At 66.2% G+C, this 24,349-nt stretch carries 20 protein-coding genes; 6 read left to right on the forward strand and 14 right to left on the reverse strand.

The genetic code is table 11. From position 1 onward, the window contains the following. Window positions 1-58: 58 nt before the first annotated feature. From ASD75_RS22215 to ASD75_RS22260, 10 genes are all read right to left on the reverse strand, one after another. On the reverse strand, window positions 59-3,232 hold the full coding sequence (locus ASD75_RS22215) for an efflux RND transporter permease subunit (protein WP_056748139.1): 3,174 nt from the start codon (window positions 3,230-3,232) through the stop codon (window positions 59-61). A 171-nt stretch (window positions 3,233-3,403) separates the two neighbouring features. Next, complete coding sequence (locus ASD75_RS22220; protein ID WP_056748140.1) at window positions 3,404-6,517, reverse strand: MdtB/MuxB family multidrug efflux RND transporter permease subunit; 3,114 nt, start codon at window positions 6,515-6,517, stop codon at window positions 3,404-3,406. Between the two features lie 54 nt (window positions 6,518-6,571). After that, window positions 6,572-8,356, reverse strand: a complete 1,785-nt coding sequence (locus ASD75_RS22225; RefSeq protein WP_056748142.1) for an efflux RND transporter periplasmic adaptor subunit — start codon at window positions 8,354-8,356, stop codon at window positions 6,572-6,574. A 150-nt stretch (window positions 8,357-8,506) separates the two neighbouring features. Continuing rightward, window positions 8,507-9,148: a LysE family translocator gene (locus ASD75_RS22230; protein WP_056748144.1), complete on the reverse strand. Its 642-nt coding sequence runs from the start codon at window positions 9,146-9,148 to the stop codon at window positions 8,507-8,509. Between the two features lie 143 nt (window positions 9,149-9,291). Continuing rightward, entirely contained in the window at window positions 9,292-9,912 is a 621-nt protein-coding gene (locus ASD75_RS22235; RefSeq protein WP_056748146.1) for an ABC transporter ATP-binding protein, read from the reverse strand. A 30-nt stretch (window positions 9,913-9,942) separates the two neighbouring features. After that, window positions 9,943-10,860, reverse strand: coding sequence for an EamA family transporter (locus ASD75_RS22240; RefSeq protein WP_056748148.1), 918 nt, complete (start codon window positions 10,858-10,860; stop codon window positions 9,943-9,945). After that, complete coding sequence (locus ASD75_RS22245; protein WP_056748150.1) at window positions 10,857-11,867, reverse strand: SDR family oxidoreductase; 1,011 nt, start codon at window positions 11,865-11,867, stop codon at window positions 10,857-10,859. The genes ASD75_RS22240 and ASD75_RS22245 overlap by 4 nt, the downstream gene beginning before the upstream one ends. After that, window positions 11,864-12,799, reverse strand: coding sequence for a bile acid:sodium symporter family protein (locus tag ASD75_RS22250; RefSeq protein ID WP_082565127.1), 936 nt, complete (start codon window positions 12,797-12,799; stop codon window positions 11,864-11,866). Before ASD75_RS22250 ends, ASD75_RS22245 begins: the two co-directional genes overlap by 4 nt. 4 nt (window positions 12,800-12,803) lie before the next feature. After that, window positions 12,804-14,153: an NAD(P)/FAD-dependent oxidoreductase gene (locus tag ASD75_RS22255; protein ID WP_056748151.1), complete on the reverse strand. Its 1,350-nt coding sequence runs from the start codon at window positions 14,151-14,153 to the stop codon at window positions 12,804-12,806. A 31-nt stretch (window positions 14,154-14,184) separates the two neighbouring features. After that, the gene (locus ASD75_RS22260; protein ID WP_056748153.1) at window positions 14,185-15,015 is read right to left on the reverse strand and encodes an SDR family oxidoreductase; all 831 of its coding nucleotides are present in this window, start codon (window positions 15,013-15,015) and stop codon (window positions 14,185-14,187) included. A gap of 62 nt (window positions 15,016-15,077) precedes the next feature. On the opposite strand from ASD75_RS22260, the gene ASD75_RS22265 reads away from it, so the two are divergent. From ASD75_RS22265 to ASD75_RS23980, 6 genes are all read left to right on the forward strand, one after another. Then, window positions 15,078-15,857: an IclR family transcriptional regulator gene (locus ASD75_RS22265; RefSeq protein WP_056748155.1), complete on the forward strand. Its 780-nt coding sequence runs from the start codon at window positions 15,078-15,080 to the stop codon at window positions 15,855-15,857. Window positions 15,858-15,902: 45 nt separating this feature from the next. Then, window positions 15,903-16,271, forward strand: coding sequence for a hypothetical protein (locus ASD75_RS22270; protein WP_056748156.1), 369 nt, complete (start codon window positions 15,903-15,905; stop codon window positions 16,269-16,271). A gap of 162 nt (window positions 16,272-16,433) precedes the next feature. Further along, entirely contained in the window at window positions 16,434-17,402 is a 969-nt protein-coding gene (locus tag ASD75_RS22275; protein ID WP_056748157.1) for an MBL fold metallo-hydrolase, read from the forward strand. Further along, window positions 17,374-18,048: a histidine phosphatase family protein gene (locus tag ASD75_RS22280; RefSeq protein WP_235511674.1), complete on the forward strand. Its 675-nt coding sequence runs from the start codon at window positions 17,374-17,376 to the stop codon at window positions 18,046-18,048. The genes ASD75_RS22275 and ASD75_RS22280 overlap by 29 nt, the downstream gene beginning before the upstream one ends. Before the next feature lie 333 nt (window positions 18,049-18,381). Continuing rightward, complete coding sequence (locus tag ASD75_RS22285) at window positions 18,382-19,269, forward strand: transglutaminase family protein (RefSeq protein WP_056748158.1); 888 nt, start codon at window positions 18,382-18,384, stop codon at window positions 19,267-19,269. Window positions 19,270-19,386: 117 nt separating this feature from the next. Next, window positions 19,387-19,557 carry a hypothetical protein gene (locus tag ASD75_RS23980; RefSeq protein WP_008902830.1) on the forward strand — a complete coding sequence of 57 codons (171 nt, stop codon included), beginning with the start codon at window positions 19,387-19,389 and terminating at the stop codon, window positions 19,555-19,557. Window positions 19,558-19,645: 88 nt separating this feature from the next. Here ASD75_RS23980 and ASD75_RS22290 read toward each other — a convergent pair whose 3' ends face one another. The 4 genes from ASD75_RS22290 to ASD75_RS22305 all read right to left on the reverse strand — a co-directional run bounded on the left by ASD75_RS22290 (window position 19,646) and on the right by ASD75_RS22305 (window position 24,216). Beyond that, a complete protein-coding gene (locus ASD75_RS22290; protein WP_056066977.1) occupies window positions 19,646-22,183 on the reverse strand; it encodes a PAS domain S-box protein in 2,538 nt (845 codons plus the stop codon). A 1-nt stretch (window position 22,184) separates the two neighbouring features. Then, window positions 22,185-22,997, reverse strand: a complete 813-nt coding sequence (locus ASD75_RS22295) for an ABC transporter substrate-binding protein (protein WP_082565131.1) — start codon at window positions 22,995-22,997, stop codon at window positions 22,185-22,187. A 71-nt stretch (window positions 22,998-23,068) separates the two neighbouring features. Further along, window positions 23,069-23,764, reverse strand: a complete 696-nt coding sequence (locus tag ASD75_RS22300) for an HD-GYP domain-containing protein (RefSeq protein WP_233193875.1) — start codon at window positions 23,762-23,764, stop codon at window positions 23,069-23,071. A gap of 80 nt (window positions 23,765-23,844) precedes the next feature. Next, window positions 23,845-24,216 (reverse strand): response regulator transcription factor, encoded by a 372-nt coding sequence (locus ASD75_RS22305; protein ID WP_056066973.1) that lies wholly within the window; start codon window positions 24,214-24,216, stop codon window positions 23,845-23,847. Between the last annotated feature and the right edge of the window lie 133 nt (window positions 24,217-24,349).

Raw genomic sequence — 24,349 nt, forward strand, 5'->3', positions numbered from 1 at the left:
GCAGCCCGGCTGACCTGCGCCGCAGGCCAGGTGACCTGGCGTGAAAAAGTGAAAGAGGTCATCCGTCGTTTCCTTGCAATACCACCGGGGCTACGGGCATGGCGCCCGCCGGCTTGCGGCGCCGCTGCACGGCACGCAGCACGCGCGCACGCAGCCGGTCGAGCGCCACATACACCACCGGCGTGGTGTAGAGCGTGAGCCACTGGCTTACCAGCAGGCCGCCCACAATCGCAATGCCCAGCGGCTGGCGCAGCTCGGCACCATCACCCCGCCCCAGTGCCAGTGGCAGGGCCCCAAAGATGGCGGCCACGGTGGTCATCAAAATGGGGCGCAGCCGCAGGTTGCATGCGCGGTAGATGGCCTGCGCTGCGGTGACGGGCGCCCGCCCATGCTCGCCCTGCTGGCGTTGCCGCGTGAGGGCAAAGTCGATCATCATGATCGCGTTCTTCTTCACGATGCCGATCAGCAGGATCACGCCAATGAGCGCGATGAGCGAGAACTCGGTCTTGAACAACATGAGCGCCAGCAACGCCCCCACGCCCGCAGACGGCAGCGTGGACAGGATGGTGATGGGGTGCACCAGGCTCTCGTACAACATGCCCAGCACCAGGTAGATGGTGATGATTGCTGCCAGGATCAGCAGCGGCTGGCCCGCCAGCGCGTCCTGGAACGCCCCCGCCGTGCCGCTGAACGAGCCACGCACCGACACTGGCACGCCCAGCTCGGCCACCGCATTGTTCACCGCCTCGGTGGCCTGCGACAGCGATACCCCCGGCGCCAGGCTGAAGCTGATGCTGCTGGCGGGTGTGCCCCGGTCGTGGTTGACCGACAGCGGCGTATTGGTGGTGGTGATGCGCGCAAACGCTGTGAGCGGAATCTGCTGGCCCTGGCTGTTGACGAAGAAAAATCCGCGCAGCGTCTCGGGGTTCTGCAGGTAGCGCGGCGCGGCCTCCATGACCACGCGGTACTGGTTGAGCGGGTTGTAGATCACGCCCACCTGGCGCTGGCCGAAGGCGTTGTTGAGTGTGGCGTCGATCTGCGCCATGGTCAGGCCCATCCGGGTCACGGCATCGCGGTCGATGACCAGCGAGGTCTGCAGGCCAAAGTCCTGCACGTCGCTGTTCACGTCCTCCAGCTCGGGCAGCTGGCTCAGCACCTGGCGGATGCGTGGCTCCCAGGTGCGCAGGTCGCCAATGTCGTCGGCCTGCAGGGTGTAGTCGAACGAGGCACCGCTCTGCCGCCCGCCAATGCGGATGTCACGCTGCGGCACCATGAACAGGCGCGCGCCCGGCTCGTTCTTGAGTTGCTCGCGCAGCCGCGTTATCACGGCCTCCGAACTCTCCTGCCCGGGCCCACGCTTGAGGGTCATGAACATCTGCGCCGCATTGCGCTGCCAGCCCCCCGTGAAGCCGGTCACATGCTCCACGGCCGGGTCGGCCTGCACGATGGACAGGAAACGCTGCAGCCGCTGCTCCATGGCCTGGTAGGACGTGGCCTGGTCGGCCCGGATGAAGCCCGAGATGCGCCCGGTGTCCTGCTCGGGCATGAAGCCCTTGTCGATGGCGGTGTAGAGGTACACGTTGAGCCCCACCACACACACCAGCGCCAGCAGGGCCACGGGCTGGTGGCGCAGGCACCAGGCCAGACTGCGGCGGTACAGGCGCATGCCCCGCACCTGCATACGATCCACCCAGCGACCGATCCGATGGCTGAAGGCCGCAGCCCAGCCCCTGCGCCGCGCCGTTGCCGGGCTGTGGGGCTTGAGCAGCGCGGCACACATCATGGGCGTGGTGGTGAGCGACACCACCATCGACACCAGGATGGCCGAGGACATGACGATGGCAAACTCGCGGAAAAACCGCCCCACGATGCCGCCCATGAACAGGATGGGAACAAACACCGCAATCAGCGAGATGCTCATGGACACCACGGTGAAGCCGATCTCACGCGCGCCGTCGAGCGACGCCCTTAGCGCGGTCTTGCCCCGCTCCATGTGGCGCATGATGTTCTCCAGCACCACGATGGCATCGTCCACCACAAAGCCGGTTGCCACCGTGAGCGCCATCAGCGAGAGGTTGTCGAGCGTGTAGCCCGCCAGGTACATCACGCCAAACGTGCCTGCCAGCGACACCGGCACCGCCACGCTGGGGATCAGCGTGGCACGCCCGTTGCGCAAGAACAAGAACACCACCAGCACCACCAGCGCCACGGCAATCAGCAGCGCGCGCTCCACCTCCTTGACGGAAGCCCGCAGCGTGGGTGTGCGGTCGGACACCACCTCGATGTCGATGGCCGCCGGGATGGAGGCCTGCAGCGCGGGCAGCAGCGAGCGCACGCGCTCTACGGCTTCAAGGATGTTGGCGCCGGGCTGCTTGTACACCTGCAGCAGCACCGCCGGCTTGCCATTGGCCACGCCGAAGTTGCGCACGTCCTGCACCGAGTCCACCACGTCGGCCACGTCCTGCAGGCGCACGGCCTGCCCGTTCTTCCAGCGCAGCACCAGGGGCGCGTAGTCGGCCGCCACACGGGCCTGGTCGTTGGTGGCCACCTGCCAGTAGTGGTCTTCCCGCTCCACCGCGCCCAGCGGGCGGTTGGCGTTGGTGCTGACGATGGCGCTGCGCACCTGCTCCAGCGAGATGCCATTGGATGCGAGCCGCACCGGGTCCAGCTCCACACGCACGGCAGGCAGCGCGCCGCCGCTGACCGTGGCCTGGCCCACACCCTCGACCTGCGAGAGCTTTTGCGCCAGCACGGTAGAGGCCGCGTCGTACATCTGCCCGCGTGTGAGCAGGTCCGACGTGAGCGCCAGGATCATGATGGGCGAGTCGGCCGGGTTGACCTTGCGGTAGGTCGGGTTGCTGGGCATGCCCGTGGGCAGCAGCGTGCGCGCGGCGTTGATGGCGGCCTGCACATCGCGCGCTGCGCTGTCCACGTTGCGGTCCAGGTCGAACTGCAGCGTGATGGAGGTGCTGCCCAGAATGGAGCGCGAGGTGATCTCGGTGACACCCGCGATGGCGCCCAGCGACCGCTCCAGCGGCGTGGCGACGGTGGCGGCCATGGTGTCGGGGCTGGCACCGGGCAGGCTGGCGCTGACCGAGATGGTGGGGTAGTCCACCTGCGGCAGCGGCGCCACGGGCAGCAGGAAGAACGACACCGCACCCGCCAGGGCCAGGCCCAGGGTGAGGAGCATGGTGCCGATGGGGCGATGGATGAAGGGGGTGGAGAGGCTCATGGGAGGGCTCTCCGGGTGATTTTTGGGTGTTTTTGGCTGACTGCGCTAGTGTCTATTGGTTTTTTTGCTATCGATAACGTAGCGCACGATGTGCCTTTGTTGGCGGCGGAGGCCGGGCGTCGCCCGGCTCCCGCGCTCAAACTAAGCACGCCATTCAAAAACAGCAACGCTTCAGGCATTCACAACCTCGGAACGCCCACGCCACCGCTGCGCCCACCCCTCAAAAGTGAGGTAAATCACCGGGGTCGTAAACAGCGTGAGCAACTGACTCAGGATCAGCCCGCCCACCATCGTCACCCCCAGCGGATGCCGCAGCTCGCTGCCCACCCCCGTCCCCAGCATCATCGGCAAGGCACCCAGCAAGGCCGCCAACGTCGTCATCAAGATGGGCCGGAACCGCAGCAGACACGCCTGATAAATCGCATCGCGCGCACTCAGGCCTTCGTCCCGCTGCGCCTCCAGCGCAAAGTCGATCATCATGATCGCGTTCTTCTTCACGATGCCGATCAGCAGCACGATGCCGATGATGGCAATGATGTCCAGGTCCAGCCGCGCTGCCATCAACGCCAGCAAGGCCCCCACCCCTGCCGAGGGCAGCGTCGACAGAATCGTGACCGGGTGCACCGTGCTCTCATACAGCACGCCCAGCACGATGTACATGGTGACCACCGCCGCCAGAATCAGCAGCAGCGTGTTCGATAGCGACGCCTGGAACGCCAGCGCCGCCCCCTGAAAGCTCGTCTCCACCGACAGCGGTAACTGCCCCTCGGCCTGCACGGCGGCCTTCTCGCGCTCGATGGCCGCCACAGCGTTGCCCAGCGACACCCCCGGCGCGGTGTTGAACGAAATGGTGGCGGCGGGCAACTGGCCCACGTGGTTGACCACCAGCGGCATGTTGCGCTCCTCAATGCGCGCCACCGATGACAGTGGCACCGGCGCACCAGCGCTCGACGGCACATAGATGCTCTGCAACGCCTCGGGCCCCACCTTGAACTGTGGCGCCACCTCCAGCACCACGCGGTACTGGTTGGACTGCGTGAAGATAGTCGAGATCAGCCGCTGGCCAAAGGCGTTGTAAAGCGCGGCATCGATGCCCGCCACCGTCACCCCCAACCGGCTGGCCTGGGCGCGGTCGATCTGCACATAGGCCTGGCGGCCCTGGTCCTGCAGGTCGCTGGCCACATCCGTCAGCTCGGGCAAGGCGCGCAGGCGGCGCAGCAGCTCGGTGGTGCTGGTGGTGAGCTGCTGCATGTCGGGCGATGACAGCAGCCACTGGTACTGCGTGCGCGCCACCCGGTCTTCAATGGTCAGGTCCTGCACGGGCTGGATGAACAGGCGGATGCCCGGCAGGTTCTGCACGCGCTCGGCCAGGCGCTGCTGCACCACACCGGCCTTGTCGCGCTGTGCATGCGGCTGCAGGTCGATCAGCAGGCGGCCGGTGTTGAGCGTGGTGTTGGCGCCATCGACGCCGATGAACGACGAGACGCTGCGCACGGCGGGGTCTTGCAGCAGCCGTTCGGCCACGACCTGCTGGCGCTCGGCCATGCCGGCAAACGAGATCGACTGGTCCGCCTCGGTAGTGGCTTGCAGCGTGCCAGTGTCCTGCACCGGAAAGAAGCCCTTGGGGATGAACAGATACAGCACCACGGTGAGCGCCAGCGTGGCCGCAAACACCAGCCAGGTGGTGCCCCGGTGGTTCAGCACCCAGCCCAGCATGCGGCCATAGCCTGCGATGGTGCGATCAAAAAAATGTCCCGTGGCGCGGTAAAGGCGGCCATGGCTCTCCTCGGGCGTGTGGCGCAGCAGGCGCGCGCACAGCATCGGCGTGAGCGTGAGCGACACCACGGCCGAGATCAGGATGGACACGGCCAGCGTGATCGCGAACTCGTGGAACAGCCGGCCCACCACATCGCCCATGAACAGCAGCGGGATCAGCACGGCGATCAGCGAGATGGTGAGCGAGATGATGGTGAAGCCGATCTGCTGCGAGCCCTTGAGCGCAGCCGCGAGGGGTGCCTCGCCCTCTTCCACATAGCGGGCAATGTTCTCGATCATCACGATGGCATCGTCCACCACAAAGCCGGTGGAGATGGTCAGCGCCATCAGCGTGAGGTTGTTGATGGAAAACCCCGCGAGGTACATCACGCCACAGGTGCCGATGAGCGACAGCGGCACAGCCACGCTCGGGATCAGCGTGGCCGAGGGGCTGCGCAGGAAGACAAAGATCACCGCCACCACCAGCAGCACAGCCAGGCCCAGCTCCACCTGCATGTCGCGCACCGAGGCACGCACCGTCACCGTGCGGTCCGTCAGCACCTGCACATCCAGCGACGCGGGCAAGGTGCTTTGCAGCTGCGGCAGCAGGGCCTTGATGCGGTCCACCGTGTCGATCACGTTGGCGCCGGGCTGGCGGCGGATGTTGAGGATCACGCCGGGCTTGGCCCCGGTGTCTGCCGTGCCCGCCCAGGCGGCGAGGCGGGTGTTCTCGGCATCGTCCACCGTTTCGGCGACGTCCTTCAGGCGCACGGGGGCGCCATTCTTGAAGGCAATGATGAGGTCGCGATATTCAGCCGCCGACTGCAGCTGGTCGTTGGCATCGATGGTTGAGGCACGGGCCGGGCCGTCAAAGCCGCCCTTCGCCTGTTTGACGTTGGCGGCTGCGATGGAGGTGCGCACGTCCTCCAGCGTGAGGCCCAGCTGCGCCAATGCCGTGGGGTTGGCCTGGATGCGCACAGCCGGGCGGCGACCGCCCGCAATCGCCACCAGGCCCACGCCCTGCACCTGCGAGAGCTTGGGTGCCAGGCGGTTTTCCACCAGGTCGTTCACGCGGATCACGGGCAGCGAGGGCGAGGTGATGGCCAGCGTGAGGATGGGCGCATCGGCCGGGTTGACCTTGCTGTACAGCGGCGGCATGGGCAGGTCGCTGGGCAGCAGGTTGCTGCCCGCGTTGATGGCCGCCTGCACCTGCTGCTCGGCCACGTCCAGCGCCATGTCGAGCGCAAAACGCAGCGTGATCACCGAAGCCCCGCCCGAGCTGGTGGACGACATCTGCGACAGCCCCGGCATCTGGCCGAACTGCCGCTCCAGCGGGGCCGTGACGTTGGAGGTCATCACGTCCGGGCTGGCGCCCGGGTACAGCGTGGTGACCTGGATGGTGGGGTAGTCCACCTCGGGCAGGGCCGAGGTGGGCAGCAGCCGGTAGGCCATCAGCCCCGCGATCAGGATCGCCACCATCAGCAGCGCGGTGGCGATGGGGCGCAGGATGAAAAGGCGCGACAGGTTCATGGCGGCGGGTGCGCTGGCAAGACAGGCAGGGGAGAAACCGGGGTGCCGCTGCGCTCAGCGCGCCGGGCTGGCTGCGCCACCCTGGGACGGCGGCTGCTGTTGCAGCCGCTCGCGGACGTAGGCGCGGCGCTCCTCCTGCGGCATTGCCATCACGCGGGCGCGCTCGTCGGCGGGCATCTGGTCCAGCAGTGCCTTCACCTGCGGAGGGATGCCCCTTGGGGGTTCGGAGCTACGGTCTGCAGGCGCTGCAGGCGCTGCGGGGGCAGCGGGCGGTGCAGCGCCTGGGGATGCTTGCGGTGCAGCTGCTCTGGGTGGTGCTTCGCTGCGCTGCTGTTGTGGCGCTGCAGAGGCCTGCGGGGCAGACGCCGGGGCAGCGGCGGGAGCACCCACACCCGACGCCGAAGGGGCTGCAGCAGACGCCGCCGATGCTGGAGCCGCTGCGCCGCTCGCGCCCATCTGCGCTCGCCGCTCGCGCAAGAAGGCGCGGCGCTCATCGGGGCTCATCTTCTGCAGCTTTTCACGCACATCGGGGGGCAGGGATGCCATGAAGGCGCGGCGCTGCGCGGCCTGGTCCTGGGCCGCCTGGTCGGCGCGGGTGACGGCACCGGCATCGATGACCGCGACCTTGGCGCCTTCGCGCAGGCGGTCGATGCCGTCCGTGACCACCTGCTCGCCCTCGCGCAGCTCGCCTTCGACGCTCACACGGTCGCCATCGGTCACGCCCACGCGGATGCGGCGCTGGGTCACGGTGCTGTCTTCCTGCACCAGGTAGACATAGTTGTTCTGCACGGCCGTGGCCGGTACGGTCAGCACGCCCTGGAGCAGGTTGACCTGCAGGCGCACGTTGACGAACTGGTTGGGGTACAGGGCGCCGTCTTCATTCGCAAAAGCGGCCTTCACCTTGATGGTGCCGGTGGCGCTGTCGATGGCGTTGTCCAGTGCCACCACACGGCCCTTGGCCAGCTGGCGGCGGCTGTCGCGGTCCCACAGCTCCACGCTCAGCTCTTCGCCTGCGGCCATGCGGCGACGCATCTGGGGCAGGTGCGCCTCGGGCACGGAGAACGCTGCATCGATGGGCCGCACCTGGTTGATGGTGACGATGCCGTTCGCGTCGCTCGGCCCCACCACGTTGCCCCGGTCCGCCTGGCGCAAGCCCAGGCGGCCGGCAAATGGTGCGGTGACCTGGGTGTAGCTCAGCTGCAGGCGCGCGGCATCCACCTGCGCCTGGTCCGAGGCCACGGTGCCTTCCAGCTGCCGCACCAGTGCGGCCTGGGTGTCCACCTGCTGGCTGGCGATGGAGTCGCGCGCCAGCAGATCCTGATAACGCTTGAGGTCGAGCTGCGCATTCTTGAGCAGCGCCTGGTCACGCTGCAGCGTGCCCTGTGCCTGCGACAGCGCCGCCTGGTAGCTTCGCGCATCGATCTCGGCCAGCACCTGGCCTGCACGCACCTCGTCACCCTCCTTGAAACGCACCGACGTCAGCTCGCCGCCGACCTTGGCGCGCACCACGGCGGTGGCGCGGGCGCTCATGGTGCCGATGGCGCTCACCACCACCCGCACATCACCCCGCTGTACGGTGCCTACCGACACGGGCTGTACGTTGCCGCCGCCAAAGCGCCCGGGCCCACTGCCGGGCTTGCGCGCCGCGTTGGGCCCCGTGGCGGCACCGCCAGCGCTGGCCGCGGCCGCTGCATCCTGGCGCTGTTTCCACCACCAGGCACCACCTCCCACCGCAGCCAGCGCCACGGAGGCCAGTAACAACGCGGAGATCCAGCGCAGCTTGCCAGACTGCAATCTTGCGGGCCTCTGTGGACGGGTCAACGAACGGTTCAGGGGCATGGTGGGGCGCAACGAGGAATGAGCGAACGGGTATGGTAGCCAGCGCACCCCCCGGGGCTGCCGCCCGGCGGGTACCCTTTACCGGGGATTTACGCGCGCTTTGGGCGGGGTTTACCGATGCATCGGCTCAGCCCCGCCAGGGGGCAGCAATCAGCGGTTGGTGGCCAGCAGAAGGCCGCCAGCACCCATGAAGAAACCGCCGGTGGCCTTGTTCAGGCGGGCCACACCGCGCGAGGTGCGGATGAAGCGGCGGATCTGGCGCCCGAAGCTGGCGTACACGGCCGTCGAGACGAATTCGCTGCCCAGATAGATGGAGCCCAGCACCAGAAACTGGCGCGCTGCAGGCTGCGCGGGGTCGATGAACTGCGGAAAGATCGCCGCGAACAGGATGATCGCCTTGGGGTTGGTGATGCCCAGCAAAAACTCCTGCGCAATGAGAGCACGCAGATGGAACTGTGCCGGTTGACCCGATGCCTGGCCACTGCCAGGTGCATCCTCCAGCGCCAGGCCGCTGAACTCGCGGCTGTGCCAGGCCTTCCAGCCCAGCCAGAACAGGTAGGCAGCACCCACCCACTTCACCGCAGTGAACGCCGCTTCGGACGCCAGCAGCATCGCCCCCAGCCCCACCGCAGACACCGTCAGAAAGATCGCGAACGCCGCTGCCCGGCCCACCGTGGCGATCATCGCGGGGCCCACGCCTACGCGGATGCCGTTGTTGAGGCCACAGAAGTTGTTGGGCCCCGGGGTGAGCGAGATGGCGATGGCAACCGGAACAAATAGCAGCGCATCCATGGGACAGTCCTTGCAGGGTGAGGCGTGTGTGAGGGGGAACGGTCAGCACCGCAGTCTACGGCAGACCCTGCCTACACGGCCGACCACAGGGCACATGCCCCCAGGGCGCCCTCTACCTCCTCACAACGCCTTAGAACAGGTTCTTACAGATCCAGCACCGAGCCCCAGGGCACATCGGGCAGGGCTTCGTAATGCGCCACCACGGTCAGGCGGTCTGGTCTGGCCGCTTGGGATGCCAGGGCCTGCGCCAGATAGCGAATGGAGGGCTTGTCCAGCCCGCCCACAGGCTCGTCGATCAAGGTCAGCGGTGCATTCGAGGCCAAGGCCCCTGCCATGAGCACCTTGCGCTTGCTGCCGGTGGACAGGGCGTAGAAAGGCTTGTCCAGATGCTCGTGCAGGCTGAACCCGTCGATGTGCTCCACCAGGGCTGCCCCATCCCATTGGGGGTAGCGTGCGGGCAGGCTGTCGAGCCAACCCCTGGCAGTGAGCGGGTCCCACTCGCTGGATCGCGGGTCCGCCCAGAAGACCCGTGGTGCCGAGGCCTTGGCGGCCTGGTTCAGGTCCACCCCTTGCAGCATGATGCTGCCAGCCTGCGCCGTCAGCTCGCCAGCCAGCAGACGCAGTAACGTGGTCTTGCCGGTGCTTTCATCACCCCGCACCAGAGCCAGGCCCGGGGGCCAGGCCAGCGACAGGTTGTCCAGCACCGCACACTCCGGGTACGCAAACCGCAACCCCTTCACCCACAAAAACACGCTCTCAGCCACCCTGTCTCCTCGATGCGGAAAGCGAACATTCTAGGAGGCTGCAGCACGCCGGGCCCACCACAAGCCTCCCACCTGGTTCACCACCAGCCCGCAGAGCACTGCGGCTGCGCCCAACCACTGCAGAGGCGCCGGGGTTTCACCCAGAAAGGCATAAGCCGCCCACAGCCCCACCACCGGCACCAGCAGCGAAAACGGCGTGACCCGCCCTGCCGCATGGCGTTGCAGCAGCTGCGTCCACAGCGTGTAGGCCAGCAGCGTGGCCAAGAAGGCCAGGTAGGCCACGGCCAAGAGCCCCGTGCCACTCAAAGACTGCAGCTGTGCCCACACGGCGGTGGAGCCCTCGCTCCACAACGCCAGCGCAAAGAACGGCCCAATAGGCACCACACTGCTCCACACGATGAACGGAAACGGCGCATACGCCCCGGCCTGTGCCGCGCGGCGCGCCACCAGATTGGACACCGCCCACATGAATGCGGCGCCGAGGGTGAGCACAAACCCCGCCAGCGTCATCTGGCCCGGCCCCTCGCCATGCGCGAGGCCGATGGTCATCAAGCCGCCGAACGCCAGCAACAAGCCCCCCCACTGCCAGGGCTTGGCGCGCTCCCCCAGCAATGGCGCGGCCAGCAGCAAAGTGAAGAACGCCTGGGTCTGCATCACCACCGACGCCATACCCGCCGTCATGCCCAGCTGCAGCCCCAGAAACAGAAAGCCGAACTGCCCCAGCCCCTGCGCCATCCCGTAGCCCACCACAAAGCGCCAGGGCAAGGCCGGACGCGGTACGAACAACAAAAAGGGCAGCGATGCCGCCGTAAAGCGCAGCGCGCCCAGCAGCATGGGACTCAGGCCCTGCAGGCCGAGCTTCATCACCACAAAGTTCAGCCCCCAGATGACCACCACCGCCAGGGCACGCAACAGGTCGCCACGGCTCAAGGCCGCTGGCGTACTCATGCGGCCGCCACGGACACGCCCGCAGCTATGGGGCGGCCCTGCAGCGCCCGGGCAGCGACGAAGGCCTCAAACGCCTGGGCGCTGGTCTTGCCCGGCACATAACCCAGCACCTCCTTGAGTGCAGTGTTCAGCAGCACAGGCCGGTAGCGCAGAAAGTCGAGCTGCTCGGGGCCGTAGCGGCTCACACCCAGCGCGGAGCCCACGGCCAGCGCGGTGCGCAGCAGCCCTGCAGGTAGCTCCAGCACGGGCTTGCCCAAGCGCTGGGCGATCTCGCGCAAGGGCAAGGCACCGTCGCCCGCCAGGTTGAAACAGCCCGCCCGCTGCGTGCGCAGCGCATGCAGGATGGCACCAGTCACGTCTTCGTCCCAGATGAACACGAACGGGCTCTCGCTGCCCCGGATGGCGAGCAGGCGCGGCTTTTCAAACAAGGCGGTGATCTGGTTGTCCACCCGCTCGCCCAGGATGGTGCCGATGCGCAGCACCGTCTGCGCCAGCGCCGGGTGCTGCGTGCGGTATTGCGCCAGCATCTCTTCCACCAGCCGCTTGTGGTGCGAATAGGCAAAGACCTCGTTGCCCCGCAGCGCGTCCGTCTCGCGTAACCACGCGGGGTTGTCGGCGTGGTAGCCATACGCGGCACCGCTGGAGCTGACGACCAACTGCGTCACGCCGGTGGCCACACAGGCATCCAGCACGTTCTGGCTGCCCAGCACGTCCACCGAATATTCAAACTCGCGGCTGGAACCCTTGCCGGGCGTGACGATGGAAGCGAGGTGCACCACGCTATCGATGGCATGGTCCGCCAGCGTCTGCGCCAATGCGGGGTCGCGCACGTCCTGCACCCGGTACGTCACACCGGGCAGGCGGCGCTCGGCGGGCACATCGCGCACATCGGTCGCCACGATGGTCCCGACCCCTTCACGCGCCAGTGCAGCCACCACGCTGCGGCCCAAGAAACCGTCTGCTCCAGTGACCAGAATGCGGCGGCTTTTCCACCCCATGCCGGTCATGTGCGCTGCTCCTTGCGGGCATCGGCCGCCGGTAGTTCGGCGGGCCTGCGCCCCCACCAGCCTGCCAGCGCCAGCCCCGCGATGATGTCCCAGAAGCCCCACACGCCCGCCACCACGGCCATCCCGCCTAGCCCGCCAAAGAAGCTGAAGATCAGCACCAGACCCAGCCCTGCGTTGCGGATACCCACCTCGATGCTCACCGCGCGCCGGTCGTAGTCCGGCAAGCCGCTGAGCCGCGCGCAGGCGTAGCCGGTGCCGAAGGCCAGCGCATCGTGCAGTGCCACGGCCAGCAGCACCAGGCCCACGTAGTCCAGAAAGTAACGCCAGTTGCCCGCCACCGCGCCCACGATGAAACCGATGAGACACAGAAAGCTGAGGATGCGCACGGGCTTGTTCACGCGCTGTGTGAAGCGCGGCAGCTTTTCTGCGCACAGGATGCCCAGCACAAAAGGCAGCCCGATGATCACCACGATGTGACCCGCCATCTCCAACGGGTCAAGCGCAATGCTGCGCAGCAGCGGCGCCGCCGTGGGGTGCATGCCGCCCCAGAACGCGAAGTTGAGCGGCATGAGCACGATGGCCAGCGCGTTGGAGATGGCCGTCATCGACACCGACAGCGCCACATTGCCTCCTGCGCGGTGCGTGAGGATGTTGCTCACATTGCCGGGCGGGCAGCAGGCGACCAGAATCATGCCCAGCGCGATGCTGGGCCCGGGCTTGAGCAGCAGCGTGAGCACAAAGGTCACCGCAGGCAATACGATGAACTGCGCGGCAATGCCCACCGCCATGGCACCGGGCATGCGCAGCACGCGCTTGAAGTCCGCCACGCGCGTATCCAGCGCAATGCCGAACATGAGAAAACCCAGCACCACATTGAGCACCACCAGCGACGCGGGGTTGAAGTTGAGGCGTATTTCGTCCACAGGCAGCATGGCGTCAGTCCTTTCTGGCGAGGGCTGCGGCGGCAGCGCGCACCGCGTTGCGGTAGGTGTCCTTGTGCACGTAATACGCCATGCGTTCGAGCTGGAGGTACTTGAAGCCACCCGACAGATCGGGCGGCGGCCCGGCCTTGGCCTGTCGTAGCGCCTCGGCGCGCGGCGATCCCTCGGCCTGCGCCTTGAAAAAGCGCGCCACCAGCTCCGCTTGTTCATAGCGCCCCTGCCAGCCGATGCCACTGGCCTCGATCATGCCCATCACGGCCAGGTTGTCGAACCGGGGCGATAGGATGTTGAGGTAGAGCTGCGGCGCCATGCCCTGCCAGTTGAGCAGGCTGTGGTCGATGAAGGGGTAATGCAGCTTGTACCCGGTGGCGCAGAGCACCAGGTCGTAGTCCTGCGCGCTGCCGTCCTTGAAGTGCACCGTGTGACCTTCAAAACGCGCGATATCGGGCTTGACGTGGATGTCGCCATGGCCCAGGTGGTGCAGCACCAGCGAGTTGACCACCGGGTGCGACTCGTACATCTTGTAGTCGGGCTTGGGCAGGCCAAAGCGCGCAGGGTCGCCAGTGAACCATTGCAGCACCACGCTGTCCACCTTCTGCTTGAGCCAGGGCGGCATCTTGAACTTGCCGCCCAGCGTGTCTGCGGGCTTGCCGAACACATACTTGGGGACAAAGTAGTAGCCGCGCCGCACCGAGATGTCCACGCTGCGCGCGTAGTGCACCGCGTCCACCGCAATGTCGCAGCCCGAGTTGCCCGCGCCCACCACCAGCACGCGCTTGCCTTTGAACAGCTCGGCGCTCTTGTAGGCGCTGGTGTGCAGCAGCTCCCCGTCAAAGTGCCCCTCAAAGCGCGGCATGCTGGGTTCGGCCAGCGTGCCGTTGGCAATCACCACGCCCTTGAACTCTGCCGTTTGCGCGGGCCCACCGTGCTGCGTCCACGTCACGCGCCACAGCGGCGCAGTGCCCTCCCCCACCGGCTCGACCCGGAGCACGCGCGTGCCAAACCAGAAGTGCTGGCGCAGGCCAAAGTGCTCTGCAAAGTCGAAGAAATATTGGCGCATGTCCCGGTGGCTCGGATAGTCGGCCACTTCGGGGCGCATGGGGAACTCGGTGAACTCCGTGGTGTGCTTGCTGGAGATCAAGTGCGCCGATTCGTAGACCGTGCTGCGCGGGTTGTCGATGTTCCACAAACCACCCACATCGGTGTGTGCTTCAAAGCCCTGAAAAGGCACACCTAGCTTCTGCAGATTGCGCGCCGCAGCCAGCCCGCTGGGGCCGGCGCCGATGAGGGCGATGTGGCAGCGCATGTCCTGTGCGAGCGGCGTCGAAGGGCTTGTCTCCGTCATCGTTGTTGTTGTCGTCATTCGCTTTTTTCTCTCAGGTGTCGATGTTCTTGTCTTCGCGCACGGGCAACCCCGGAATGGCGGTGGCCCCCGCCTCGCCCACGCGCGGCTTGCGCGGCTGGCCCAGCAGCAGCCGGTCGTGCAGGGCATCAGGCAACAGGTTCAACAGGCGCGCCAGCCAGCCGATGCGCGCGGGCAGCACGATGTGGGTGCGCCCCCGGGCCACAGCGGCCAGCAGGGCACGCGCGGCGTCCTCGGGCTCCATCAGGCCGGGCATGGCAAAACGGTTGCCTGCCGTGAGCGCGGTGCGCAGGTAGCCAGGGCTGACCGTGCTCACAACGATGGAATCGCCGCGCAGCTCGGCACGCAGACTCTCCAGGTAACGGATGAGCCCGCCCTTGCTGGCGCAGTACGCGCCATTGCCCGGCATGCCCCGCCAGCCCGCAATGCTGGCCACCCCCACCAGCGCGCCGCGCCGCTGCGCGCGCAGGGCCGACACAAAGGGCTGGAAGGTGGTGGCGGCGCCCAGCAGGTTGATCTCCAGCATGCGCCGCATCACAACCAAGTCGTCGACCTGGGCGGTGTCAAAACCCCCGGCCACCCCGGCATTGGCGATGACGAGGTCAGGCGTTCCCCGGCGGCCCATCCAGTCGGCGGCCATGGCCTGCATGGCGGTGGTGTCGGCCACATCGGGCGTGTAGACGGCGCAGCGCTCTGGCGCCAGCGCGGCCAGGGTCTCCAGCACGGGCCGGCTCAGGCCCACCAGCGCCACGGCGGCGCCCTGGCCGATCAGCTCGCGCGCCAGCGCCTGGCCCAGCCCGCCACAGGCGCCGGTGAGCACTACGTTCTGGAAAAAGGCGGTCATGAAGCTCCCGGTGAATTGGGTTTGCAGCTTAGCCACAATGCTGAATAATCCCGAAATGTTTTATGAATTCGTCTCGAATTCCGAGATTTGTGATCAACACACCGCCCAGCCTGCGCTTGTTTGAACTGCTGGAAACGATGTGCGCCCAGGGCCAGCCCTTCAGCCTGGGCGATGCCATCGAGGCCACCGGCTGGCCCAAGCCCAGCGTGCACCGCATGCTGGGCCAGCTGGAGGCCGGTGGCCTGCTGGCGCGCGAGCCAGACGGGCGGCGCTACACCCCCGCACCACGTCTGCTGCGCCTGGCCGAAAGCACGCTGAGCGCGGGCACCCAGCATGGGGTGCGCCACGCTGTGCTGCGGCAACTGGTGGCAGACATTGGAGAAAGCTGCAACCTCACGGCGCTGAGCGGCGCAGAAGTGATCTACCTGGACCGGGTGGAGTCAGCCTTTCCGCTGCGCATGGAACTGCGGCCTGGCACCCGGGTGCCCATCCACTGTTCGGCCAGCGGCAAGCTGTTTCTGGCCCACCTGTCGTCCGCACGCCGGGCCGCCATCCTGGACGGCCTGCCCCTCACCCGCCACACGGCCACCACCCTGACCGACCGCGCCGCTCTGGAAGCAGAGCTAGAGCAGATCCTGCGGCAAGGCTATGCCACGGACGCCGAGGAGTTTGTGGACGGCCTCGTCTGTGTGGCCGTGCCCGTGTTGGCCGGTGGGCGGCGCCAGGTGCGCAGCGCCGTGGCACTGCAGGCACCCTCTGCCCGCATGCCACTGACGCGGGCGCTGCAACTGGTGCCCCGGCTGGGAGAAGCCGCACAGGCCTTGGGCCGGACCTGGGCTTGAGCCATCACGCAACAACCCCTGACGCATTCACCATCTGCGCTCACCATGCCACTGAACTACCTCGACTTTGACTACAGCGAAGACGCTGACGGCAACGGCACCCTGGATGCCATGGCCAGCGTCTTGCCCGCGCAACTGCCTGCCTTGCAGAACGAGATCGCTGCCGTGCTGGCCTGGGCGCATGCGCACTGGCCCGGCGCCTGCGCACCGCAGGAAGACGGCGGCGCGTGGCACTATGACCTGCACGGCGTGCAAGAGGTGCAGAGCCCCTTGACCTTGTCATTTGACGATGCGACGGGGCAACTGCACATGACCACAGGCAGTGCCGCGCCACCGCGCACCACGCTGACCCTCACCCTCAGTGGCAGCAGCGACTTCTGTACCGCTTTGCGCGAAGCCTTCGATATGGAATGAGCCTCCTCCTCATGGCCTCTTCCCCAGCCAATTCAAAGGGTTAACCCCAATTAGCGACCAAAAGCCCCACGTTGCAAACAGGTTAGTGCGCCAGCCCACGCTTTCCTGAGGTCCAGCGCTACAGTTGCGACTCATTAGTTCAACCCGAGACTGGAGAGTTTCATGCTGTCACGCCGTCACTTCCTGGGCGCAAGCCTGGCCACCACCGTTTACGCTGCGGGCTCGTTCGTGCCCGTGTGGGCGCAGAACGCACCCAATTTCGGCACGCCCACCTTGCCCAGCCCTGGTTTCCGTCGCATGAAGGTGGGAGACGTGGAGGTGATCGCACTGAACGATGGCATCACTCGCCGCCCTTTGGGGGAAGAATTTGTGAAGAACGCACCGCTGGCCGAAGTGCGTGCGCTGCTCGCATCGCAAGGACTGCCCACCGACTACATCGATGTGCCGTACACCCCCTTCCTGGTGGTGGCGGGCGCACGCAAGATCCTGATCGATACCGGCCTGGGCGAGTTTGGTGGTGCCACCACCGGCAAGCTGCTGGACAGTCTGCGCGCTGCGGGCATGCAGGCCTCAGACATCGATACCGTGCTCGTCAGCCACTACCACGGCGACCACATCAATGGAATCCGCAACAAGGCGGGTGAGTTGGTGTTTCCGAAAGCCAAGGTGATGGTGCCTGCAGCCGAACATGCCTTCTGGATGGACGACGCGCGCATAGCCGCCGCCCCCGCCGGCATGAAGGGTGCGTTTGACAATGTGCGCCGCACCTTTGCCACCATGCCAGCCGATACGCTGGTGCGGTTTGAAGCGGGCACCGAGGTTGCGCCAGGCATCCAGTCGGTGGCCGCCTACGGCCATACGCCGGGCCACACGTTGTTCGAGTTGAAGTCGGCAGGCCAGAACTTCTTCTATGTGGCAGACCTGACCAACGTGCCCGCATTGTTCGCGCGCAATCCCGACTGGGCCGTGACCTTTGACATGGACGCAGAGGCTGCGCGAAAGGTCCGCCGCGAGGTGTTCCAGCGCATCACCACCAGCAATGCCATGCTGGGTGGCTTCCACTTCCCCTTCCCTGCGTTTGGTCGCGTAGCAGCAGCGGGCAATGGCTATGCCTTCCAGCCAGCTGCCTGAGGCCGAAGCAGCCGGGGATCAGGCTGCGACGCAAGGTACGCGCGTCACACGTCGCACCTTGCTGGGCAGGGGCGCGGCAGGCGCACTGGGTAGCGGACTGGCCCTCACAGCCCTGCAGACCTGGGCAGCCCAGGAAGCGGGTGCCGAGGTCTTGCTGCGCCAGGGCGGAGTGGTGGCGTTGTTTCGCCACGCGCTGGCCCCCGGCACCTTCGATCCCCCGGGTTTCCGCCTGGGCGACTGCAGCACCCAGCGCAACCTGAACGATGAAGGCCGGACCCAGGCCCGGCGCATTGGCGAGTGGTTCCAGACACGGCAATTGCGTCCGGAGAAGGTGCTGTCAAGCCCCTGGTGCCGCTGCATCGACAGTGCCACCCTGGCTTTCGGTGCACCACAGGTGTGGACGGCTCTGGGTTCGCCCAGGGGCTACTCCGAGACCACGGGTGAGAGCCACCTGCGCGAACTGCGCCAGGCGCTGGCCGCAGCATCTGCGCGCAATGGCCGGTTTGAGGTGTGGTTCAGCCACATGTTTGTGCAGTCCGATCTGGCACGCGACAGCACCAGCTCGGGCGATGCGCTGATCTTGCGAGCCCCTCGAGGTGGCGACGTGCAGGTGCTGGCGAAGCTCTCGGTCACCGGATCAACCTGACCAGCGCCTGCTGATGCTGGCGGGAGATCGCGCTCCCGCGCACCGTGGTGCACGGGCCATCGGACTACACGCTGGCGATGCCCTGGGGCGTATCCTGAAGATTCCCAGCCCTGCCAGATACCCCGGCGCGGCGCACACCCAGGAGCCGCCGATGACACCGTCCCACACACTGGGTGAACCCGCAGCCTGCAGGCCACGTCGCTGAGAGCTGCTATGGCCTTCCTCTCCAGTGCCCCTCGCCTTACCACCGCGTCCAACGAGCCTGCGCGATGGCCCGCGAATACCGGCGCGCCCTTGGCGCAGGCAATCCCAGGCAGCCAGCGTGGTGTTCGCATGGACCTGCAGATTGACCTGCGCTATGAGATCGACAGCTACGGCGCCGATTTCGTGTTCAACATCCACGCCGCACAAACACCCCACCAGATCGTCCACAACGAGCGCCTGGTGCTCAGCCAGGACATTCCCCACCAGATCAACACAGACCCTGCGACGGGTAACCGCTATCTCCGGCTGCATGGCGAGCCCGGCATGCTGGAGCTGACCTACAGCGCTACGGTGGACATCCGCCACCACCGTGCCGACCCCACCCAACTGGCCGAGGTGCCTGTGCGGCACCTGCCGCCGCATGTGATGGGCTACATCTACCCCAGCCGATATTGCCAGTCTGACCGCCTGCTGCGGCTGGCCCTGAACGAGTTCGGCGCCTTGTGGCAGGGCCACAGCCGCGTGCAGGCTATCCGTGACTGGGTGAACCGGCATGTGGCGTTCACGTCCAACACCTCCAACTCCAACACCTCGGCCGTCGACACGCTGGTGGAACAGGTCGGGGTGTGCCGGGATTTCGCCCACCTGATGATTGCACTGTGCCGCGCCGTGAATATTCCGGCCCGCTTCACCACGGGCACCGACTACGGTGCCGACCCAGCGCTGGGCCCGCCGGACTTTCATGCCTACGTGGAGGTGTATCTGGGCGACCGCTGGTATCTGTTCGACCCCTCCGGCACGGCCATCCCCATGGGGCTGCTGCGGTTTGGCACCGGCCGAGATGCCGCCGACGTGGCGTTTGCCACCATCTTTGGCGGAGTGCGGGCACAGCCCCCCACCATCCACACCCGCGCGGTGGAGGACCCTGCTCAGGGGTGGGTGCTGCCGCACCACTGCGCCGAGGCGCTGTCCACCGACCAGGGGACGTCTTACGGGGCGCGTTTCGTCGCGCAATAGGGAGTTCGACCTTCCGCCTGCCGCCTCTGGCGGGGGCGGCAGAAAGGCCTGTTGGCCACCCCTGATTGCGGCTGTGGCCTAATATGCCCCTTTTCTCCACTTTCTCAGAGACCTACCATGGGCAACAAGATCGTCACCGAAGCAGACCGCAAGCGCACCCCCCAACCCAAGCCAATGCCCGGCGTGACGCTGAACACCCCTGGCCGTGGTCAGCGTGTGAGCCTGGAGCGTGGTGTCGCCACGCGCAGCAAGAAGAACCCTGGCAAGCGCTCGCGCAAGGGCGGCTGATCAGCCCTCCGGGGGCGCTGCGGCGCCCCGCCAGCACCCACAAAAAAAGCCCTCGTCAGAGGGCTTTTTTTGCGGGCGATACAGCCGTCTATTGCAACGGGGCCGGCATGGTTTCCACGTGGCCTCTGGCGGGCAGGATGATGTGAAACGCTGCACCGCTGGCCGGAACGTTCTCGGCAAAGATCCGCCCGCCCATGGCCTCGACGATCTTGCGGCAGATGGCAAGGCCCAGGCCAGTGCCCCCAGATCCATCCTTGGTTTTGCTGGACTGCACAAAGGCCTCAAAAATGCTCTGCAGCTCTGAAGGAGGGATGCCCGGGCCCTCATCCCGTACCACCAGATGCGTCTGGCCCTGCGGGTCCGCGTAGCCCTCCAGGGTGATCGTGCTGCCAGGCGGCGAAAACTTGATGGCGTTGGCCACCACGTTGCGGATCACCTGCTGAAACCGCAACGGGTCGGCCTTCGCCACCAGCGGAAGGTCAGGCATGCGCAAATCCATCATCAGGTGGCTGCGCTCCAGCAAAGGCTCCAGCTCCCGGATCACCGGGCGCACCACGCCGCGCAAGTCGATGCGCTCCATGTGGAATGTGCCCACCGTGCTCTCCAGCTTGGAGACATCTAGCAAGTCGTTCACCAGCGTCAACATGCGCTGGCCCGCAGAATGGATGTCTTCAAACATGCCCGCCAGCTTGGGCTGCGCGCGACCACGCAGCATGCCCAGTTCGGCATAGCCCAGAATGGACTGCAGCGGCGTGCGCAGCTCGTGGCTCATGTTGGCCACAAACTCCGACTTGGTGCGGGATGCCTCCTCGGCCGCGTCACGCGCCTCCCGGGTGGCGCGCTCGGCCTCACGGAACTCGCTCACATCCATCAGGATGGTGAGCACACCTGTGACTTGGCCGTGCTCATCGGCAATGGCCGCCTTGGCCAGGCGCGTGTCGCGGCGCGATCCGTCGCCATGGCGCACCTGGGTCTCGACGAGGGCACGCCCCCCCCAGCGCAGCAGCTGCTTGTTGGCCGACTTATGTACGTTTGCCTCGTCTGGCGGCAGGCACTCGTCAAAGGCCTTGCCCAACACGGCGGTGCGAGTACGGCCTTTGTATTCCTCCCAGGCCTTGTTCACGCGCACAAAGCGGTTCTGGGCGTCAGTCACAGAGATGGGCAGCGGGTTGGTGTCCAGCAGCAGATCCTGAAACGCAATTTGGGCCTGTAGCTGTTGCTGGGCCATCCAGCGCTTGGTTTCATCCACCGCGCTGCCCGCAAAACCAATCACACGCCCGGCAGCCACCAGAGGCACCACTGCCACCTGGAACATCATCTCCTTGCCCTCGGCAGAGCGGGACACCACCTGGCATACCCGCACTCCATCCGGCGACCGGGGGTCGATGGCCCGCGCCACATCATTGCGGCTTTGTGGCTCGACCAGGTCGTGCAGACGTTTGCCAATGGCACGGTCAGGCGCCGTGCCCGTCATCACAGTCCAATGGGCATTCACATAGGTGATCACGCCCTGCGCATCGGTACGAAAAATCAGCTCTTGCACGCTGCGCATCAGCACCGACAGATCCCGCTCGTTGCGGGCAATGCGGGCCTGTGCAGCGTCAATGGCCAGCCGCGCCCGCTCACGGGTGCGCAGGCCACGCCACACGGCAAAGGTCAGGCCCAGCACCAGGGCCACCAGGGCCAGGCCAATACCGATCAGCGCGCGGGCATCCGCCAGCCAGCTCTGCACGGCTGTTCGGTACGAGGTCTCGACCACCACCACCAGCGGCATGGCGGCAGAGGCCCGAAAACTGACGACCTGCCGCTCACCCAGCACACCCACGCCCAGGTAGGTGGCGTGCTCCTGCCGGGGCAGGAACTGGCTGAAGACGGGGATGTTGTTCACCCGCGTACCTGCCAGAGCAGCTGCGGCCCCCGAAGTGGCCAACACCTGGCCGTTGTACGAGGTCACCACCGAGTCAAAAACCTCGGACTCCAGCGTCAGGTGCTGAAAGTTGGACAGCGAGTCGGGATTGACCAAAGCCACCAGCACCAGCGCCTGCCCTGCTTCGTTCTTGTAGCCGTGCATCACAGGGATAAAAGCGACACCCGCAGGAGCCGCCGCCGCTGCGCCTCCCAGCCGCACACTTTGTAGGCTGCGGCCCGGGGTGAGGCCGCCCTGAACCGTCCGCCCCACGGCCACCAGAGGGCCGAGCTTGGCCAGGTCCACAAAACTCTCGGCATCGCCGGGCTGGGTGCTGGCGACCACTCGCCCACCAGCGTCCACCACGGCCAACCCCCGAAGAAATGAAAGCGCCGCCAGCGCCTGGCCCAGGGCATCTTGCATACGCCGGGGTTCCGAGGCCACCGTCGTGAGGGCTGGCGATGTGGCCAGCGACTCCAGCGCCAGTTCGGCCGTCTGCATGGTGCGCGTAGCCTGATCCTCCAGCACCCGAGCCAGCATGGCGGCATGGTTCTGGTGGCTGGTACGCACCGTGCGAAAGTCGTTCACGGCCAACGCGCCGACGGCCACCAGTGCCGCCAATGCCGACAGCCCTCCGGTGATGAGGACCAGATGGCTGGTCTGCGACACCCACGTGCGCAGCCTGGTCCAGACCGAAGGGAGCGCCTGGAGGTCGGCCATATCAGCGCACCACGATGGCGTTCAGGCCATTTTGAGAGGCCGCGCGCTGCAGGCGGCCGTCGGCCTTGATGCGCGCCACAAAGGCATCCACCGTAGCCAGCCAGGCGGCATCGCCGCGCTTGACTGCATAGCCATAGGGCAGCACCGAAAATGGTTCGGGAGACTCGATGAGCCGGGCCCAGTCGGCGTTGTCCATCAGGCGCCGGCTGTAGGGGTAGTCGGTCATGAACACGTCAATGCGCCCGGCAGTCAGTTCGCGCTCGCGGGTGGCGGGCAGTTGGATGCGCACCAGTGTGGCCTGCTTGAGGCGCTGGGCCATGATGGGTTCCATGAATGTGCCTGCCTGCACGCCCACCAACACACCCGGCTTGTCAATGTCGGCCCACTGCTTGATGACCGTATTGGATTTGGTGGTGATGCCGTAAATGTCGCTGCGCATGTAGGGCTGGGTAAAAGCCAGCTTTTCCATCCGCTGGGGCAGCATGCCGATGGCAAACATGGCCACATCGCAACGGTCCTGGTTCAGGTCGTCAATGAGGGTGGGAAAAGAAGAGTCCACATATTCGACCCTGGCCTTGAGGTCGCGCGCCAGCTCGGCAGACAGGTCGATGTCGATACCCCCGAGTTGCTGTGTACGCGGGTGCCTGTAGGTCACGCCGTAGTAGTCCGGCCAGACACACACACGCAACACCGACTGGCTCTGGATCCGCTCGGCCACAGGCCCCGCCAGCGCGCTGGTCGCACAAACGGCCAGAGCCACGCGGGTGACGGTCAACGCCCACGGTTTCAGCCACTGCATCATCGTCATCATCATTGAGAATCCTTGAATCAATAACACCACCGTGCCCGCAGTGGCCTGCCGCTGAGCGGTCAGAAAAAAGGGGATCAGGGCGCGTCGATCAGTGCATCAAAAGAGGGACATTCCTGCGTGATCTTGCAACGCAGCGCATCGATGGCTTCAGCATGCGCCAAAAACGTGTCCACGATCACCGGGTCGAAAGCACGGCCGCGCTCGGCCGCCAGCATCTCCAGCGCCACCGGCACCGCAAAGGCAGGGCGGTACACCCGGTCCATGGTCAGCGCGTCAAAAAAATCCACCACGGCGGTGATGCGGCCCGACAAAGGAATCGACTCTCCCGACAGGCCCGCCGGGTAGCCTTGGCCGTCGTAGCGCTCGTGGTGCGTGAGCGCCACCTCGGCCGCCATGCGAAACACTGGAATGTGCGAACGCCCCAGGATCTCGGCACCCATCGCGGCGTGGCAGTTCATGGTCTGGCGCTCTTCTGGGGTGAGCTTGCCGGGCTTCTTGAGCACGCTGTCGGGGGTGCCGATCTTGCCGATATCGTGCATGGGCGCGGCCTTGCGCAGCATGCGTGCGTAGCCCACCGTCTGCCCCAGAGCCAGGGCCAGGGCCTCGGCCAGGTAACCAATGCGCACGATGTGCACGCCGGTGTCATCGTCCTTGAGGTCGGCCGCAGCCGACAGGTGCAACAGTGCGGCGTGGTGCGCGCGGGTGACCTCGCGCAGGGCTTCATTCCGCTCTCGATACATGCGCCCGAAGTCGCGCACAAAACTCTCCATCTGAGCTGCAGCAGCCTCATCAAAGCAACGTGCATCGATGGGCTGCGCCAGCAGTTCGTGCTCGGGTCGAGGCACGGAGGTCACAGCGCTGCCTCCATGCGGTAGATGGTTTCCAGAACCTGCAGAGTGCTGAAGGGCTTCATCAGGTAGTCGTCGGCTCCCGCCGCGAAGCCTGCCGCCCTGTCGTCCGACTGCACCCGGGCCGTCAACATGATCACCTTGGTGTGGCGCATGTCCGGGTCGGACTTGATGCGGCGGCAAACATCCAGGCCGTTAAGGGTGCCCGGCATCATCACATCCAGCAGCACGATGTCCGGCTGCAACTCACTGGCCAGCAGCCAGCCCGCATCGCCCGTAGCGGCTTCGTGGATCTCAAAGTCATCAAACTCCAGCGTCATCTTGAGCAGTTTGCGGATATCGATGTGGTCTTCGACGATCAGGATCTTTTTCATGGCGGTAGCCTTTGTGGGGCCGGGAATCGGCTTGGAATACAAAAAAACACGCTTTAACGTGATTTCTTGCCATTGATTGAATCATATCAATCATTTTTATCAAATGCAAGTCGAGTAAAAATTAAAATTAGGA

Source organism: Acidovorax sp. Root568 (assembly GCF_001427445.1).
Classification (GTDB): domain Bacteria; phylum Pseudomonadota; class Gammaproteobacteria; order Burkholderiales; family Burkholderiaceae_C; genus Acidovorax; species Acidovorax delafieldii.

What these genes read in the sequence shown, in the direction of transcription:
- ASD75_RS22215 (WP_056748139.1), bottom strand. Translation starts at nt 3,232, where the DNA reads ATGAGCCTCTCCACCCCCTTCATCCATCGCCCCATCGGCACCATGCTC.
- ASD75_RS22220 (WP_056748140.1), bottom strand. Translation starts at nt 6,517, where the DNA reads ATGAACCTGTCGCGCCTTTTCATCCTGCGCCCCATCGCCACCGCGCTG.
- ASD75_RS22225 (WP_056748142.1), bottom strand. Translation starts at nt 8,356, where the DNA reads ATGCCCCTGAACCGTTCGTTGACCCGTCCACAGAGGCCCGCAAGATTG.
- ASD75_RS22230 (WP_056748144.1), bottom strand. Translation starts at nt 9,148, where the DNA reads ATGGATGCGCTGCTATTTGTTCCGGTTGCCATCGCCATCTCGCTCACC.
- ASD75_RS22240 (WP_056748148.1), bottom strand. Translation starts at nt 10,860, where the DNA reads ATGAGTACGCCAGCGGCCTTGAGCCGTGGCGACCTGTTGCGTGCCCTG.
- ASD75_RS22245 (WP_056748150.1), bottom strand. Translation starts at nt 11,867, where the DNA reads ATGACCGGCATGGGGTGGAAAAGCCGCCGCATTCTGGTCACTGGAGCA.
- ASD75_RS22250 (WP_082565127.1), bottom strand. Translation starts at nt 12,799, where the DNA reads ATGCTGCCTGTGGACGAAATACGCCTCAACTTCAACCCCGCGTCGCTG.
- ASD75_RS22255 (WP_056748151.1), bottom strand. Translation starts at nt 14,153, where the DNA reads ATGACGGAGACAAGCCCTTCGACGCCGCTCGCACAGGACATGCGCTGC.
- ASD75_RS22260 (WP_056748153.1), bottom strand. Translation starts at nt 15,015, where the DNA reads ATGACCGCCTTTTTCCAGAACGTAGTGCTCACCGGCGCCTGTGGCGGG.
- ASD75_RS22265 (WP_056748155.1), top strand. Translation starts at nt 15,078, where the DNA reads ATGAATTCGTCTCGAATTCCGAGATTTGTGATCAACACACCGCCCAGC.
- ASD75_RS22270 (WP_056748156.1), top strand. Translation starts at nt 15,903, where the DNA reads ATGCCACTGAACTACCTCGACTTTGACTACAGCGAAGACGCTGACGGC.
- ASD75_RS22275 (WP_056748157.1), top strand. Translation starts at nt 16,434, where the DNA reads ATGCTGTCACGCCGTCACTTCCTGGGCGCAAGCCTGGCCACCACCGTT.
- ASD75_RS22280 (WP_235511674.1), top strand. Translation starts at nt 17,374, where the DNA reads ATGGCTATGCCTTCCAGCCAGCTGCCTGAGGCCGAAGCAGCCGGGGAT.
- ASD75_RS22285 (WP_056748158.1), top strand. Translation starts at nt 18,382, where the DNA reads ATGGACCTGCAGATTGACCTGCGCTATGAGATCGACAGCTACGGCGCC.
- ASD75_RS23980 (WP_008902830.1), top strand. Translation starts at nt 19,387, where the DNA reads ATGGGCAACAAGATCGTCACCGAAGCAGACCGCAAGCGCACCCCCCAA.
- ASD75_RS22290 (WP_056066977.1), bottom strand. Translation starts at nt 22,183, where the DNA reads ATGGCCGACCTCCAGGCGCTCCCTTCGGTCTGGACCAGGCTGCGCACG.
- ASD75_RS22295 (WP_082565131.1), bottom strand. Translation starts at nt 22,997, where the DNA reads ATGATGATGACGATGATGCAGTGGCTGAAACCGTGGGCGTTGACCGTC.
- ASD75_RS22300 (WP_233193875.1), bottom strand. Translation starts at nt 23,764, where the DNA reads ATGGAGAGTTTTGTGCGCGACTTCGGGCGCATGTATCGAGAGCGGAAT.
- ASD75_RS22305 (WP_056066973.1), bottom strand. Translation starts at nt 24,216, where the DNA reads ATGAAAAAGATCCTGATCGTCGAAGACCACATCGATATCCGCAAACTG.